The organism is Streptomyces sp. NBC_00341, from assembly GCF_041435055.1.
Taxonomy (GTDB): Bacteria; Actinomycetota; Actinomycetes; order Streptomycetales; family Streptomycetaceae; genus Streptomyces.
Genome location: NZ_CP108002.1, coordinates 6,087,824 through 6,104,033 on the forward strand (window position 1 = coordinate 6,087,824; position 16,210 = coordinate 6,104,033).

General features: G+C 74.5%; 11 protein-coding genes. 9 read left to right on the forward strand and 2 right to left on the reverse strand.

The window, feature by feature from the left end; all coding sequences use genetic code 11:
• The first annotated feature begins 47 nt into the window (after nucleotides 1-47).
• The gene (locus tag OG892_RS27640; RefSeq protein ID WP_371630551.1) at nucleotides 48-923 is read left to right on the forward strand and encodes a hypothetical protein; all 876 of its coding nucleotides are present in this window, start codon (nucleotides 48-50) and stop codon (nucleotides 921-923) included.
• Here OG892_RS27640 and OG892_RS27645 read toward each other — a convergent pair.
• Entirely contained in the window at nucleotides 905-2,056 is a 1,152-nt protein-coding gene (locus OG892_RS27645; protein ID WP_073736961.1) for a hypothetical protein, read from the reverse strand. The two genes, OG892_RS27640 and OG892_RS27645, sit on opposite strands and share 19 nt — an antisense overlap.
• Before the next feature lie 113 nt (nucleotides 2,057-2,169).
• A complete protein-coding gene (locus OG892_RS27650) occupies nucleotides 2,170-2,355 on the reverse strand; it encodes a DUF6104 family protein (RefSeq protein WP_018102711.1) in 186 nt (61 codons plus the stop codon).
• Nucleotides 2,356-2,518: 163 nt separating this feature from the next.
• On the opposite strand from OG892_RS27650, the gene OG892_RS27655 reads away from it, so the two are divergent.
• The 8 genes from OG892_RS27655 (at nucleotide 2,519) to fxsT (ending at nucleotide 16,172) form a co-directional block, all read left to right on the forward strand.
• Nucleotides 2,519-3,106 carry a CU044_2847 family protein gene (locus OG892_RS27655; RefSeq protein ID WP_371630552.1) on the forward strand — a complete coding sequence of 196 codons (588 nt, stop codon included), beginning with the start codon at nucleotides 2,519-2,521 and terminating at the stop codon, nucleotides 3,104-3,106.
• A gap of 56 nt (nucleotides 3,107-3,162) precedes the next feature.
• Nucleotides 3,163-5,172: a trypsin-like peptidase domain-containing protein gene (locus OG892_RS27660; RefSeq protein WP_371630553.1), complete on the forward strand. Its 2,010-nt coding sequence runs from the start codon at nucleotides 3,163-3,165 to the stop codon at nucleotides 5,170-5,172.
• Nucleotides 5,173-5,332: 160 nt separating this feature from the next.
• Nucleotides 5,333-6,355, forward strand: a complete 1,023-nt coding sequence (locus OG892_RS27665; RefSeq protein ID WP_371630554.1) for an AAA family ATPase — start codon at nucleotides 5,333-5,335, stop codon at nucleotides 6,353-6,355.
• 7 nt (nucleotides 6,356-6,362) lie between these two features.
• Nucleotides 6,363-9,854 carry an SAV_2336 N-terminal domain-related protein gene (locus OG892_RS27670; RefSeq protein WP_371630555.1) on the forward strand — a complete coding sequence of 1,164 codons (3,492 nt, stop codon included), beginning with the start codon at nucleotides 6,363-6,365 and terminating at the stop codon, nucleotides 9,852-9,854.
• Nucleotides 9,855-10,029: 175 nt separating this feature from the next.
• The gene (gene fxsA, locus OG892_RS27675; RefSeq protein ID WP_371630556.1) at nucleotides 10,030-10,245 is read left to right on the forward strand and encodes an FxSxx-COOH cyclophane-containing RiPP peptide; all 216 of its coding nucleotides are present in this window, start codon (nucleotides 10,030-10,032) and stop codon (nucleotides 10,243-10,245) included.
• A 307-nt stretch (nucleotides 10,246-10,552) separates the two neighbouring features.
• Nucleotides 10,553-11,710, forward strand: coding sequence for an FxsB family cyclophane-forming radical SAM/SPASM peptide maturase (locus OG892_RS27680; RefSeq protein ID WP_073737069.1), 1,158 nt, complete (start codon nucleotides 10,553-10,555; stop codon nucleotides 11,708-11,710).
• Complete coding sequence (locus tag OG892_RS27685) at nucleotides 11,707-13,098, forward strand: HEXXH motif-containing putative peptide modification protein (protein ID WP_371630557.1); 1,392 nt, start codon at nucleotides 11,707-11,709, stop codon at nucleotides 13,096-13,098. Before OG892_RS27680 ends, OG892_RS27685 begins: the two co-directional genes overlap by 4 nt.
• 80 nt (nucleotides 13,099-13,178) lie before the next feature.
• Nucleotides 13,179-16,172, forward strand: coding sequence for an FxSxx-COOH system tetratricopeptide repeat protein (gene fxsT, locus OG892_RS27690; RefSeq protein ID WP_371630558.1), 2,994 nt, complete (start codon nucleotides 13,179-13,181; stop codon nucleotides 16,170-16,172).
• Nucleotides 16,173-16,210: the final 38 nt, after the last annotated feature.

Sequence of the window (16,210 nt, forward strand, 5' to 3'; positions counted from 1 at the left end):
CCATCAAACAGCGATGAATAAGGATGATCTGTCCTACGGTGTGGGGCATGGACGCGACATCACCCGTGGGGGCACTGCTGCTGTGCCGGGCCGGACCCGAGGCCGTGCGGCCCGTCGCCCACCTGCTGCGCGAACCGATGCTGCTCGCGCCCGCCGGAGAGGGATGGAGCGTCCTCGTCCCCGGGGGAACGCCCTGGCAGGACCGGCCCGAGCGGGGCGCGGGGGCAGCGGCCGAGCCCGTCGACCGGGTGCTGGGCGGCTGGGCCACCGCACTCGCGGTCGGCTCCAGCTGGCCGGTCCTGGCGCTCTGGTGGGACGGCGACCGGGCCGGATACACCCTGGCCGCGGGCTTCCGCCGCCCGGTCGGCTACGTCTGGCTCGCGGACGGCACACCGGTGGGCGAGGACGAGGCGATGCGTACGTTCGCCGAGCGGCTCGGGCTCGATCCCGTACTGGACGTCCAGGTGCTCGAAGGCCTCACCCGCCCCGACCCGGAGGCGGACGCCCGCACCCGGCTGCGCGGGCTGCTCGCCGTCCTCACCCGCATCGGCCTGACGCTTCCGGCCGGGCTCGACCCCGGGGACCCCGCCGCCGCGCTGACCGCCGGAGCCGACGGCGGGCCCGCGGTCGAGCGGATCGCCTGGACGGGCTGGCGCGACGCGGTCATGGTCGAGCTGGACGCGGTCGAGAACAGCCGCGTCGGGCCCTGGATGCGCGGTCCCAGGGCCCGCGCCCTGGCAGGCGCCCAGCTGGCCGCGGGGCTCCCGCTCGCCCTCTGGGGGGCCGGCCGGCGCAGCGGTGGCTGGGCCTTCGCCGGGGCCCTGCTGGTGGCGCACGGCGCGCTCGGACTCGCGTACGACCGGATCAGGGCCGACGGGCCGGGCGGCGCGACCGCCTACGGGCGTCAGCCGCGGCGCCGGTAGGGCGGGAAGCGGACCGGATCGGTGAAGTCCTGGTCCGCGTCGGGCCAGCGGCTCCGCAGGGTCGCCGCGATCCGGTCGGCCCACCCCGCCAGGTGCGGCAGCGAGGAGTGGTTCGAGGCGGTGCGGGCCGCCGCCTCCAGCGTCGCGACCAGCTGCGACCGGCTCTCGTCGCCCCGGGCGCGGGCGTCCAGCGCGGGGAAGCGCCGCAGGCGGATCAGCGCCCACGACAGGCACGCGGCCGCCAGGCCGAACCCGAACAACCGGTCGTCCTCGGCCTGCGGAACGCCCTGCGCCAGCGCGTGACGGTGCCGGCCGGCCAGGCCCGATGCCACCGGGTCCCCGACACTCAGCCATCCCGGGCCCGGTACGTACAGGCACACCGCGTCGGCCAGCGCGTGGGTGAAGCGGGCGGCCTCGAAGTCGATGAGCCGGGCGTCGGCCCGGCCGCTCGCGTGCACCAGCAGGTTGTTGGCCTCCGCGTCCCCGTTGCTGAGCGCCAGGAACGGGCCGGGCTCGCTCAACACCGCGTCGGCCCGCGTCAGTTCGGCCGATACCCGGACGCCGGGAGGCACTCCGAGGGCCGTGGCCCACCGCACCCCCTCCTGCCGGTGGTCCGCGAAGGGCTGCGTGTCGGCCGCCTCGCGGTCGACCGGGCCCAGGGCGGCCCGGCGGGAGCGGTAGGCGTCCGCCCGCCCCGCCGTGACCGCGCCCAGCCGGCCGAGCGCGCGGGCGAAGGCGGTCAGCCGCTCCGCGTGCGCCGCCGCACCGTCGCGGGCGAGCAGTGTGTCGAGGGCGACCCGGGGTGCGAGATCCTCCAGTACGAGCAGCCCGGCGGCCGGGTCGAAGGCGATGACGCGGGGCGCGAGACGGGTTTCGACGTCCTCCGCGAGGAACCGCAGCGCCGCGCACTCGGCGGCCGGCCGCCAGGACTCACGACGGGCGGTGCGGCCGGTGCCGGGACGCACCCACTTGGCGATCGCGGTCCGCGCGGCTCCGGCGCCCTCCACCCGGAACCGGGCCACCGCCCACGGCTCCAGCGGCTGCCAGCCGCCTACGGTGACCGGCGCGGAGCAGCGTTCGGTCAGGAGCCGCTGAACGGCAAGGGCCCGGGAGGGCGTCGGGGGCGCGGGCATCCGCCCAGCCTAGGGGCGCGATGCGCGAGGAGCCGGTGGCCTGCGCGGGGGGCCAGGACCACCGCCGGACGCGGCGCGCTGCTCGTCCTCGTGGTCCAGCCTGACGCGGCGCGCTACTCGTCCTCGTCCTCGTCGTCGTCCAGCCGGGCCAGCCAGGTGGCGAGGCGCTCGACCGGCACCTCGAAGTCGGGATTCAGGTCGACGAACGTACGCAGCTGCTCGGCGAGCCACTCGAAAGTGACCTCCTCCTCGCCTCGCCGCTTCTCCAGCTCCTCGATACCGCGGTCGGTGAAGTACATGCCGGCCAGTTTAATGCCTGGTGAGAGCCCGCATCGGCGGCGGGAACCGACTGCGCGGGCGGCCCGTGAACCGATTCGCCGCACCCTCGCGTCCTCGTCCGTGTACCTCGCATCGGACGTCTACGCCCGTTAACCTGCGGGTAGTTGGGGAACGGGGGGTGTCATGGTTGACAGTGTGGCCCGTATTACGCGCATTGAGATGCCGGACGGCACGCCGGTCTGGGCCCGGATCTCGGGAGCCGAGGAACTGGACGGTCCGGCGGCCGGTTCCGGCCCGACATATACGGACACCGGGTTCGGTGACATCGCCGACCAGGTGCAGGCACGCGTCGAGAGCCTCCACTCCGTGGTGACCAGCGTCGCGCGCTCGCTCGCCGTGCCGCTGCGCGCCGTGCGGCCGGACGAGGTCAGCGTCGAGTTCGGGATCGAGCTCACCGCCAAGTCGGGCCGGATCGTCGGGCTCCTCGCGGACGGCGAGGCCAAGGGGGCCATCAAGGTCACGCTCACCTGGAACGGTGGCGGACCCCCCGTCGACCCGCCCCCGCCGGCCCCCGTACCCGTACCCACGCCCGTCCCCGTACCCGCGCAGGCCCCCGCGCCTCCGGCGTCCGTGCCGCCGGTTCCGTTCGCGCCCCCGGGGGCCCCGCCCGCCGCACCGGCGCCCGCGCCCCCCGGCCCGCCCGCCGGTGCGTCTCCCGGCGCCCCGGCGCATCCGGACGGCGCGGACGGCACGGACGGCGGCGGGACATGAGTCCGGAGGCCGACGGGGGCGCGGACGGGGGCTCGGGGCAGCCGGAGACTGCGCTCATGGGCCTCGTGCACGACGCCACCGTGCGCATCCATCGCCCCGGGGCCGGGTATGCCCAGGACGGACCCGGCGGGGAGTTCCTGGGGAGCGGCTTCTTCATCGCCCCGAGCTGGATCCTCACGTGTGCGCACGTGGCGATGCGGGGGGAGGGGGGCGTGGTGAACGTGTGGTTCAAGGAGGACCGCTACAGCACCGAACTGAGCGAGGTGCCGGGCAAGGTCGTCGTCGCGATGCCCGGCGCCCGTCCGCAGGGAGCCCCCGGCTGGCCGGCCCCCGACCTCGCGCTCATCAAGCTCCAGCGGCCCGTCGAGCACACCTGCGTCTACGTCACCGAGCGCTCCGAGGCCATGCTCCGCAGCCGGGAGATCCACTGCGTGGGCTGGGCGCCCTCGCAGGGCGGCGGGCTGCTGAAGCGCAGCGGCGTCTGCGTGGTGAAGGGGTCCTACGGCGCCTCGGACGACGCCGAACAGGTCGTCCGGCTCGACGGGGACTGGCTGGAGCCCGGCATGTCCGGCGGACCCGTGGTCGATCTCGCCCGGGGGGAGGTGGTCGGCGTGATCAAGTCGCGGCTCGACAACCACCAGGGCGGCACAGCCGTGGGGATCGAGCGGCTGCGCACCCTGAAGGTGCCGTCCGCGCCCGTCGAGACCGAGGCCGACGACACCTACCAGTCCGTCTTCCACGCCCACGACCGCTACCACGCGGACCGGCACAACAGCCCGGCCAGCACCGAGCGGACCTGGGCCGACGTGCAGAGCGAGCTGGCGAACCCGCCCGGCGGCGCCCTCGGCCCCAAGCGGCGGGCGGACCTGCTGGGGCGGCTCGCCGAGTTCCCGCCCCCGGTCAGCACCCGCGGCCTGCTCCTGCTCCTGGACGCCCTGCCCGGCGTCCACTCCCGTGACCACCGCCCGGCCCCGCGCGGCTGGCGCGACGGTCTGGGCGCGCTGTACGACACCCGCGCCCGCGACCGGGACGCCCCGCTCGAACTGGTCCTGCGCTACTGCATGGGCGTCCTCGTCGCGGAGCGCCCGTTCGACGTGCCCTCCACCAGGACCGCCGCGAAGTCGCTGTGGGAGTGGGTGAAGCGGATCGCGGAGGAGGAGCTGTCCCGGGACTTCCGCCGGCAGCTCGCCATGGAGTGGGCGGCCGTGCGGCTGCGTCTTGAGGAGAACCGCCGCCGGGCCGTCACCCGGACGGGTGGGTCCGGCCGCCACGCTGAACGCCCCTGTGTACTGCTGGCGCTGGAACCCCAGGGGTGGGCCCGGGACCGCTACGACTGGCGGATCGGGGTAGCCCGCCACACCGGGGAGATGCTGCCCGTCGACGAGGACAGCCAGGGCGCCGCGCTCGACCCGCTGCCGGACCGGCTCGTGGCCGCGCTGACCGAGGCTTTCCGGCAGTGCGACGAGCCGGGCAGCCCCGCCGTCCTCCAGGTCGCCCTCACGCCCGCGCTGTTCGGCCTGCAGGTCGACCGCTGGACGCTTCCCTCGGACGGGCTGCCGCTCGGTGTCGTACGCCCGGTGGTGCTGCGCAGCACCGTCCACGGGCCGGCCGAAGAGCGCCTGGCGCGCTGGACGCCCACCCAGGGCAGCGGGACACGGGCCGAAGTCGTCGACTGCGAGAACGAAATGCGGGTACGAGTACCGGAGGTCGCGCAGCTGCGCACCCTGGCCCACGAGAGCGTGCCGGTGCTCTGCCGTTACGGCAGCCGGCCGGACCCCGAGATCACGGCCGGGGTGGTGCGGGTGCTGGAGACCGGCTTCGGCGTGGCCCTGCTGCAACGGCGGCCGACGGAGACCGACACGGTCTGCCGGGAATTCCACCGACGCGTGACCGAGGCCGTCTCCGACGCCCGGTCCCGTGACGTGCTGCCGCTGAAAATGCTGGAGCTGAGAAAGGGAGTACGTGCGGAACGCCCCGAGACGTACTGGTCCGATGGAATTGCCCTGTTCTACGACGATCCGCACCATCCGCTGCCCGGTTCGGACGAGTTCTTGGAGGCGCCGTGACCAGACGCGCCGGTCATCATGTGGAAAGGACACCTGAGGACCGTGCCGGTCCTCTTACGGGGGGTGCGGCTGATCGCTACGGTAAAGCACGTTCGACGGCTGCCGTCCCGGGTGGACCAGCTGCCGTACCCCGGCGGACGAGTGACACAAGGACCACGCTATGAGTGAACCCACTGAGTGGCTCATCTACCGCGGGATCGGTGAACCGCACGACGGTTTACCGCAGTTGCCGCCACCGCCGCCCTGGCGTGACTTCTCGGGCGGCCTGGGCGCCCCGGCGGACGGGGACGACTCCGCGGACCGCCGGCTCGGCATCCCCGGACGCATCGCGGAGGAGCACCGGCCGGGCGCCGAGGAGCTCGAAATGATCAACGCCGCGCTGTATCTGCGGCGGCCACTGCTCGTCACCGGGGACCCGGGGGCCGGGAAGAGCACGCTGGCCCACTCGGTGGCCCGTGAGCTCGAATTCGGCAAGGTGCTGCGCTGGCCCATCGTCAGCCGCTCCACGTTGCTGGACGGCCTCTACCACTACGACGCGATCGCCCGGCTGCAGGACGTGCAGATCGCCTCGCACGCGGCCGCGAACGGCGGCGACGGAGCCGACTCCGCCCAGAACGTGGGCAGTTACATCCGGCTCGGCCCGCTCGGCACCGCCCTGCTCCCCTCGGACCGGCCCCGGGTGCTGCTCATCGACGAGCTCGACAAGAGCGATATCGACCTGCCGAACGACCTGCTCAACGTGCTGGAGGAGGGCGAGTTCGCCATTCCCGAGCTGGAGCGGATCGTGGACCGGCTGCCCGACGGCGAGGCGGACGTGCTCGACCACGACGGCAACAAGGTGCGGATCAAGGGCGGCCGGGTGCAGTGCCGGGCGTTCCCGTTCGTCGTCCTCACCAGCAACGGCGAGCGGGACTTCCCGGCCCCCCTGATGCGCCGCTGCATCCATCTGGAGCTGGACCGCCCCGACCACAAGCGGCTGGCCTCCTTCGTCAAGGCCCATCTGGGCGAGGAGGCGGCCCGCTCCAGCGAGGACCTCATCGCCCGATTCCTGGAGCGCTCCCGCAGCGAACTCCTGGCCACGGACCAGTTGTTGAACGCCATCTACCTCACCCACGCCGCTGCGCCGGCCGGCCGTGACCGGCTGGCCGAACTGCTCATCCAGCGGCTCGACCGGCCGAGGTGAGGTACTGATGCCAGGGGCGGACGACGCCGGCGCACTGCCCGGTGCGGCCGGCGCCTCGGAGCCGTACGACGGAGAGCTCCTGCAGGCGCTGGTGGCCCGGCTGCGCGGGGCCGGGCTCGACCCCGACGTCGAGCAGCTCTGCGACGCCCTCTGGCTGGCGAGCCGGACCGGTGCGCCCGACGGCCCGGAGCAGGAGGGGGACGAGCCCGGGGCGCCGTCCCCGGACGCGCCGACCCCCCGGGAGCAGGCCGGCCCGGGAGTGCGGCAGGGGCCGGGCGCGGGCGGCGGTCGCACCGCGGACACCGGCCGACCCGACGAGGACCGTGAGCCGGGTGACGGGCCGGCCGCCGACGGACGCATCGCCCTGTACCCCGACCCCGGCACCCCGCGCTCGGGAGCCAACCGGGACGGAGACGACCGGGACGGGGGCGGCGCGCCGGACCGCCGCAGATCCGCGGCCGGGACCCGAGGCACCGAACTCGCGCTCGGTGTACCGGCCGCCCCGGTCCTGCCCGCACCCCTGGAACTCACCCGCGCGCTGCGCCCGTTGCAGCGCTACCGCCCGGTCTCCGCCCCGCTGCGCCGCACCCTGGACGAGACGGCCACCGCCGATCTCAGCGCCCGCGCGGGCGGCATGGTCATGCCAGTGTTCCGTGGCGTCGGCCGGGGCGACGCGATCCTCCAGTGCGTCATGGACGCCTCGTCCTCCATGCTGGTGTGGGACCGGATGTTCGGTGAACTCCAGCAGATCTTCGGCCAGTTGGGCGCCTTCCGGGATGTGCAGGTGCGCTATCTGCACCAGGGCCCGGACGGCGGCTGCACAGTCAGCCGGAGCTCCGACCCCGCCGCGGCCCCGCTGCACTCCGCCGACCGGCTCAGCGATCCGACCGGGCGCCGGGTCACCGTGGTGATCAGCGACTGCGCCGGGCCGCTCTGGCGCAGCGGACGCGCCCACCGGCTGCTGCACCAGCTCGCCCGGCAGGCCCCGGTCGCCGTGCTCCAGCCGCTGCCGCAGCGCATGTGGAACCGCACCCGGCTGCCGGTCACCTTCGGTTCGCTCTCCCGGGGTGACGGCCTCGCCGGAGCCACCCTGCTGAAGGTCACGGAGGACGCCGGAACCGGCCCCGCCGTGCACCCCGGCGCCCTCGCCGTCCCGGTCCTCCCGCCGGCGCCGGACGCGCTGGCGGCCTGGGCCAGGCTGCTCTCCGGCACCGGTGCGGCCCGGATCTCCGGAGCGGTCGGCTGGGTGCGGGCCGACCAGCCCCCGGCGGCCGTCCAGCGCTCCGGCGCCGTCCTGTCCTCGCTCCAACTGGTCAGCCGCTTCCGGTCGACGGCCTCACCTGCCGCCGGACAGCTGGCCGTCTACCTCGCCGCCGCGCCCCTCTACCTGCCGGTGATGCAGCTCGTGCAGCGCACCATGCTGCCGCAGTCGGGCCCCTCGGAACTGGCCGAGGTGCTGCTGAGCGGACTGCTCTCGCGCGCCGACGGCGCGGGCGGCGGACGCGGCCAGTGGTACGCGTTCGAGCCCGGCGTCCAGGAGGCGCTGCTCGGACCGCTGGGCCGGGACGAGGCACTGCTCGTACTCAAGCACTGTTCGCAGTACATCGAGACACGGTTCGGCAAGGGCGGTCCCAACTTCCCGGCGCTGGCCTTCGCCCAGCTCGGTGACGCGGGGGCGGACGACTCCCCGTACGCCACCGGACACGCCGGCACGGGCACCGGGTACCGGGAGTCCGGCCGGGGTGACCGGGGTGACCAGGGTGAGGAGAAGGAAGAGAGCGACGACAGCGAGGAGAACGAGGCGGACGGGACGGCGGGGGTGCGCGGCGGCCCCCGCGCACCCCATGCCTTTGCCGAGGTCGCAGCCCGCGTACTGGAGCGATTCATGCCTGTGCCCCCCAGATTCGTGATCCCGCCGAAGCCCCCCGTCCCCGGACCGCCGCCCCCCGGCACCACCTCGGTCGTGGAGCGGGCCCGCGAGCTGGTGCGGCAGTTCGACGCCGACAAGATGGTGCAGCGCCTGATCGACGCGGTCCAACTCCTGCGCGGAGCCACCGAGAACGGCCCGCGGCAGTTCGTCGACCCCGGACTCTGGGCGGAGTACGCCCGCTGCGTCCTGCGGCTCTGGGAGGTGCAGGGCGGCGGCGAGCTGCTCCGCGAGGCCGAGCGCGCCGCGGAGCGGGCCGCCGCCGTCCCCGGCGCGGTACGCGAACGGGCGGTGCTGGCCAAGGTGCTGCACGCGGCGGCCGACGACCGGCGGCGCCACGGCGACCGGCGCGGCGCCCTGGAGCTCCTGCGGCGCGCCGACCGCGAGTACACCGCCGCCTGCGCCGCCCCCGGCCTCGCCCCGGCAGAGGCGCTCCGGCTCACCCTGGAGCGGGTGCGGGCCCTGGAGGCGCAGTGGCGGCTCGACGGGGACAGCGCCCTGCTGCAGAGCGCCTGCGGGATGCTGGAGGCCTTCGCGGACGCCTGGCCCGACCAGGAGAACCGGCCGGCCGCCCTCCCGCTCCAGCACGGCCGGACGCTGCTGAAGCTGGCCGGCGCCACCGAGGACACCGAACGGGCCAGGGAGTTCGCCCGGCAGGCAGCCCGCTCGCTGCGCACGGCCTTCGCCCAGGGCGGCCGGCACACCATGGGCACCGAGGTCCGCATCGTGCTGGACCTGGTGGACGCGCTGCTGGCCTCCGGCGAGGAACCGGACGAGGCCGCCACCCTGACCGGCCAGGCGCTGGAGACGGTACGGGAACAGCGTCAGCGCGCCCAGCTGCAGACCAGGGCCGGACGCGTCCGGGTCGCCCGCTACGAGCACACCGGCGACCCGGACGAACTGGTGGCGGCCGCCGACTGGTTCGCACGGGCGGCCCGAGGCACCCCCCGGGACTCCCGGGCGCACGCCGACCTGCTCGCCGAATGGGGCGGCACGCTGCTGCGCCGCGCCGAACTCCCGGACGGCGCGGCGCACATCGGGGCCGCGGTGCGCGTGCTGCGCGACTGCCGGACCGAGACGCCGGCCGGCGGCCCGCACCAGTCGGAGCGGCTGCTGATGCTCGGCCGGGCCCTGATGCTGCGGCACCGGGCGACCGCGGACCGGGTGGACCTGCGGGAGGCCGAGTACCTCTTCGGGCTGGCGGCGCAGGAGGCCGCGGACCCGCTGACCGCGGCGCGCTGCTGGCTGGAGCTGGGCCGGGCACTCCTCGACGCCGCCGACGCGCTGGCCCGGCCGACCCGGCGCGACGAGGCGGCGGAGGCCTTCCGCTCGGCCGCCGCGTCCGCCGCGGCGGCGGAAACGGAGCTGGAGAGTCCGCAACAGCTCCGGGAAGCCGTCGAGTTGGGTGCTACAGCCAACCACTGGCGGGGTATGACCTATGAGAGAGCGGGGCGTCCCCGGGCCGCGCGAGAGGCCTACCGGGCGGCCCGCCTGGAGTGGCGCAAGCTGCCGGACGGCGGCGGAGCCGCGGGCGACCGGACCGCGGAGCGGCTGGCGGAGCTGGAGCGCTGAGTGCTCAATGGCGAGCACCCGGCACGGCCGTGCGCCCGGACCGGGCCGGGGCACGACCGGCGCAGGGCGGCGGCACGGGCAGAGGGACGAAGCGGGTCAGGGACGTGGGACCGGCGGTGCGCGCTCAATGGCGAGCGCGGCGCGGGCGGCCCGGTGCTGAGTACGGGGAGGCGTGATGAACGAGTCGACACGTAACGACGGGGCGGCAGTACCTGACGGCACGGGCGGCGGTACGCCCGGAGCCGCGGGTGCGCTGCCGGATCTGCTGGGTCTCGATCTGGAGACCCTGCGGACCCTGCACCACCCGGTGCTGGCCGAGGTGGTCGCGGATCTGCGCGGCCGGGCCGAACAGCCCAGGGAAATGCTCTGGGGGTTCAACAACGCCTTCTGAGCGGGGCGGCCCCGCAGCGCCCCGGCCCGGACCCGCACGGTTTCGGCCCGGGGCGCGGCCGATCAGGACATCATCGTCCGGTCCGGGTCTGCCCGCGCCGCGCGCCGGGGATACTCACCCCGGGCCGGTGCCGGTGACCGTCCCGGCAGACGTACAGCACGGGGGTGCCGGAGTGGTCCGACGGGCGACGCCGCAGGGGGAGCAGCTTCACGAGGACGGGAGCGGTGAGCCGTTCCCGGGTGCCGCGCGCCCCACGGGGGCCGAACCGCGCCCGGAACCGGCCGGCGGCGCCGGACCGCCCGCACCCGTGCCGTTCGGGCAGTTCATCGTCAAGGTGCACGGCCGCTGCAACCTCGCCTGCCGGTACTGCTACCTGTACGAGGGCCCCGACCGCACCTGGCGGGACCGGCCCGCCGCTGCCGCGCCCGCCGTCCTGGAGCGCACCGCCGACCGGATCGCCGAACACGCCGCCGCCCACCGGCTGCGCCACGTCGCCCTGGTGCTGCACGGCGGCGAACCCCTGCTCGCGGGCCCCGACCGGCTGGCCGCCCTGGCCGACCGGGTACGGGAGCGGGTACCCGCCGGCTGCACCGTCCACGCGACCGTGCAGACCAACGCCACCCTGCTCACCGACGCGGGCGTCACCGTGCTCGCCCGGCACGGCATCAGTATCGGCATCAGCCTGGACGGCGGACTGGCCGCCCACAACACCCAGCGCACCGACCACGCGGGCCGCCCCTCCTGGCCCGCCGCCGCACGCGGCGCCCGGCTCCTCGCGGACCGCCACCCCGGCGCGTACGCGGGCATCCTCACCGTCGTGGACCCGCGCACGGACCCCGTCGAGATGTACGAGTCACTGCTCGCCCTGCGCCCGCCGGCCCTGGACCTGCTCCTGCCGCACGGCAACTGGACCAGCCCGCCGCCCGGACTGCCGGTCCTCACGGGCATCCCCATGGGCCCGGGTTCCGGCCGCGCCACCCCGTACGGCGACTGGCTGTGCGCCGTCTTCGACCGCTGGTGGCCGGCGGCCCGTCGGGAGACCCGGATCCGGCTCTTCGAGGAGTGCGTCGCGCTGCTCCTCGGCCTGCCCGCCGCCACCGAGTCCCTGGGCCTTGACCCCGTCAACGCGGTCGTGGTCGAGACCGACGGGTCGATCGAACAGGTCGACTCCCTCAAGTCCGCCTACGACACGGCCGCCGCCACCGGCCTCGACGTCTTCCGGCACACCTTCGACGACGCCCTGCGCCACCCCGGCGTCGCCGCCCGCCAGGCAGGAGCCGGTGCGCTCGCCGCCGCCTGCCGGGCCTGCCCGCTGCTGACCGTCTGCGGCGGCGGCCACTACGCACACCGCTACCGCGCAGAGAACGGCTTCATCAACCCGTCCGTCTACTGCGCGGACCTCGAACGGCTGGTCCGCCACGTGGCGGACCGGCTCGCCGACGCAACCGCAGGAGACCCCCCATGAGCCCCGCCATACCCGAGCGCGTACTGCGCGAACTCGGCCGCACCGAGGGCGACACCGACTCCCTCGGCCTGCTCGTCCGCGACCAGGACACCCGCCGCCTCGTCCTCCTGCGGGCCCTGCTCGACGCGGCGGCCGCCGCCCCCACGACCGTGTGCCCGCCCCCTCTGCTCGACCGGCTGCGCGAGGACTGGGCGCTGCTCGAAGCCGCCGAACGCGCCGACCGGGCCGCCGCGCGCACCGTGCTGTTCCACCCCATGACCGGCCCCTGGGCGCAACGGCTCCTGGGCGGCCTCACCGGCACCGCCGCCGCGGGCCCGGAACTCCACACCGACCTGGCCCACCTCGGCGCCCTCGCCGCGGCGGCCGCCGTCCGTGCCGCGCTGCCCTGCACCGCCCGGCTCACCGCCCGCGAAGGACTGCTCTCGCTGCCCACCCTGGGCGCGGTACGGGCGGCCGACGGACCGGTCGAACTCGCCTACACGGAGGGCGAAATGACGATCCGTCCGGGCGGCGCCCCGCCCCTCTCGGTACGGGCCCTGCCGGACGGCACCATGAGCTCGGCCGACCCCCGCTGGCTGCCGGTGCTCACCCTGCCGGCCGTACTGCCGGGCGCCGGCCCCGTACCCCTGGACGACCTCGACCCGTACCGCACCCGGGGCACCGGGCTCGAACGCCACGGTCTCAGCGCCGCCACCCACATCGACGACCACGAACGCAAGGCCTGGACCGAATCCTGGTCCGGGGTCGAGCCACTGCTGCGGGTGGGCGGCGAACACCGGCTCACCGAGGCGGCCGTACTGCTGCGCTGCCTCGTCCCGCTCGGACCGCCGCCCGGCTCCGGGCCGGACGGCCGGGGCGCGGCCCACTGCAGCGGCACCCGGCGCGAGGCGTTCGGCGCCGTCCTCAGCAGCAAGCCCGCGACCCCCGCCTACTTCGCCTCGACCCTCGTGCACGAACTCCAGCACACCAAGCTGGCCGCGCTCGGCGCACTCGTCCGGCTGCACCACGAGGACGCCACCCCACGCCACTTCGCACCGTGGCGCTCCGACCCCAGGCCCTTCGACGGGCTGCTCCAGGGGGCCTACTCGCACCTGGCGCTGGCCGACTACTGGCAGCGGTTCGCGCTCGGCGCCCGGCGCGTCACCCACCGCGATCTGGCCTGGGCGGAACACGCGCGCTGCCGCCAACAGGTCGGCGCCGTACTGCCGGTCCTGGCCGGCTCGGGCGCGCTCACCGCGGAGGGCCGGGTACTCGTCAACGAGATGATCACCGTCTACCACCGTCTGGAGGATTCGCCGCCCCCCACGGGTCACCTGGCTCGCGCGGAGGCCTATGTGAGCACCGCCAAGGTGATATGGCAGCAGAGGAACGCATCACCCGGTAGCTGAGCGGCCAGGTGATTCCGGCCGGAGCGAGAGGCTCCGGTGTATCTTGAAACAGCTCGCAACGAGGTCAGGGAGACTGTTGAATGCCCGGAACGCGTAAGCAAGTTGGAGCAACCGGGGCGCAGACCGTCACCCTCAGTTTCGCCGGTTTCAACCGGGCCTGGGCGGCGTGGATCGCGGACCGGCTGGAGCGGCGTGGGGTGACGGTCGTCCAGCAGCGCTGGGACCCTCCGGTGGAGGTACCGTTGGAGGACGCCCTGCGTGACCTGATGCTCTCCCGCGGCCGGATCCTGGTCCTGCTCAGCGACTGGTACTTCCAGGTCGGGCCCCGCGGCCACGAGGAGTGGAACCGGGCCCTGCGCGAGGTCGTCGCCGCCGACCCGGACCGCTTCGCCGCGGCGTCCGTCACCACCTCGGCGCTGCCCGGCGCCACCTCCGTCTTCGGCGCCGCGGACCTGACGAACGTCGGCGCGGACGAGGCGGAGCGCAGGCTGCTCGTACGGCTGGGACTGCCCACGGACCCGCTGCCCGAGGCCGCGGAGGCGCGGCCGGGCCCGCGCTACCCGGCCGACACCCCCGAGGTGTGGGGCGGGGTGCCGCGCCGCAACACCCGCTTCACCGGCCGCGAGGAACTGCTCAGCAAGGCCTACACCGCACTCCAGGACGCCGGCGCCGGAGCGGGCGTCGTCACGCTGCACGGCATGTCGGGCGTGGGCAAGACACAGCTGGCCGCCGAGTACGTCTACCGGTTCGGCTCCGAGTACGACGTGGTGTGGTGGGTGCCCGCCGACCGGCGCGCCCTCTACCGCCAGAAGCTCGCCGAACTCGCCCCGGAGCTCGGCCTGTCCACCGGTGCCGAGTACGGGGAACGGCTGCGCGCGGTCCGCGACTCGCTGCGCCGCGGCGACCCGCACTCCCACTGGCTGCTGGTCCTGGACGGCGCGGACGAGCCGGAACAGATCTGGGACCTGGTGCCGACCGGCCCCGGCCATGTCCTGATCACCTCCCGCAACCCCGAGTGGGGCGAGCACAACAGCAACCTGGTCGAGGTGCCGGTCTACACCCGCGACGAGTCGGTCGCCTTCATCCTCCGCCGGGCCCCACGCCTCAACCGTCCCGAGGCCGACCAGCTGGCCGAGGCGCTGGAGGACCTCCCGCTGCTGCTCGACCAGACCGCGGGCTGGCTGAACGACTCCGACATGTCGGTCGAGGAGTACATCGAGCTCCTCGGCGGCGGCATCGACCAGGACGTCGTCAAGGTCTCCGCCGACTTCCCGCTGGCCTTCCAGACCGCCTGGTCGATACTGCTGAACAAGCTCCGGGACACCGTCCCCGAGTCCGTCGACCTGCTGCGGCTGTGCAGCTTCTTCGCACCCGGCTCCATTCCGGTAAGGCTGCTGAAGGAAATGCCACCGGGCGAACTGCCCGAGCAGCTCTCCGGCCTGATGAACGACCCGCTGCTGTGGAACAAGGCGATCAGCCAGCTGCGCCAGTACTCCGTGGTCCGCCTGGAGTCGCACGAGTCGGCCATCGACGAGTCGTCCTCCGGCGAGTCCATCTACCTGCACCGCATGGTCCACCAGATCGTCCGCAAGGACATGCCGGAGCGCGACCGCGCGGAATTCATCGACGTGGTCCGCCGCGCCCTCGCCTCCGCCGACCCGGGCCGCCCCTCCGACACCCGGCTGTGGCCCGGATACGCCGAGATCACCCCGCACCTCAAGTGGGCCGACGTGCTGCGCAGCACCGACCCCGCCGTGCACTCCCTGGTGCTCAACTGCCTGCGCTACATGTACCTCTCCGGCGAGTACCGGGCCGGTATCAAGCTGGGCTCCCGCGCCATGCCGGCCTGGAGCGAGCTGCTGGGCGAGGACCACCCCCGCGTCTGGGACCTCAGCTACCACTACGCCAACCTGCTGCGCGCGGTCGGCGACTACGCCGGGACCGAGGCGATCGAGCGGGCCGCCGTCGACCACCTGCGCGCCGAACGCGGCGCCCAGGACCTGGAGCACCTGCGCGCCGCCGGCGGCCTCGCGGCCGACCTGCGCGGCCTCGGCCGGTACGAAGAGGCGCGGGAGATGTCCGGCTGGATCCTGGCCTCGTACCGCGAACTCCTGGGCGACCAGGACGCGCGCACGCTGAGCGCGCAGAACAACCTGGGTACGTCCCTGCGGCTGCTCGGACGGTACGAGGAGGCGCTGGAACTCAACCGGCGCACTATGGAAGCGCGTCGCCAGTTGCTGCGCCCGCGCCACAACTGGACCCTCTACTCCGAGATCAACTACGCCACCGACCTGCGCCTGCTCGGGCGGTACGCGGAGGCGGAGTCGATCCAGAGCCAGAGCGTCCGGGTGCACCGGATCGTCATGGGCCAGGACAACCCGCAGACCCTGACCGCCGAGCACAACCTCGCGCTCTGCCAGTACCGGTCGGGGGAGCGGAGTAAGGCTGCCGTGCTCTTCGCCCGGGTGCTGGAGCGGGGCGAGCGGGTGCTGGGTGAGGACGACCCGCTCACCAGGATGTTCGCGGCCAGCCAGAGCTTCTTCGCCCGGGAGCACGCCGACATCGACCAGGCCCGCGCCATAAGCGAGAAGGTCATGGAGGGGTACGCGGACATGCTGGGCGACCAGCACCCCTACGTGGCGGGCACCCGCGCCAACCACGCCCTGATCCTGCGCAACGTCGGGGAGCGGGACAACGCGTACCACCTCCTGGAGGAGGCCCTCGTCGACATGGGTCGGGCGGTCGGCGAGAACCACCCCTGGACGCTGGGCTGCGCGGTCAACGCCGCGGCCCTGCGCAACCTCGTGGGCGACCCCGAGTCCGCCGCCGCGCTGACGGACTCGGTCATCTCCCGGGCCACCGAGGTCCTCGGCAGGACCCACCCGCTGACCCTCACCGCCCGCATCGCGCACGCCGCCGATCTGCGCGCCCTGCGCGAGCGGCAGCGGGCGGAGAAGGTCGAGGCGGAGGCGCTCGACGATCTGGCGGCCACCCTGGGGGCACAGCACGTCCACACCATCTCGGCGCGCTCCCGCAACCGGCCGTTCTGGGACTTCGAACCCCAGATGATCTGAGTCGCTGCCCGCATTCCGACCCATGGGTGAGGGAGCGT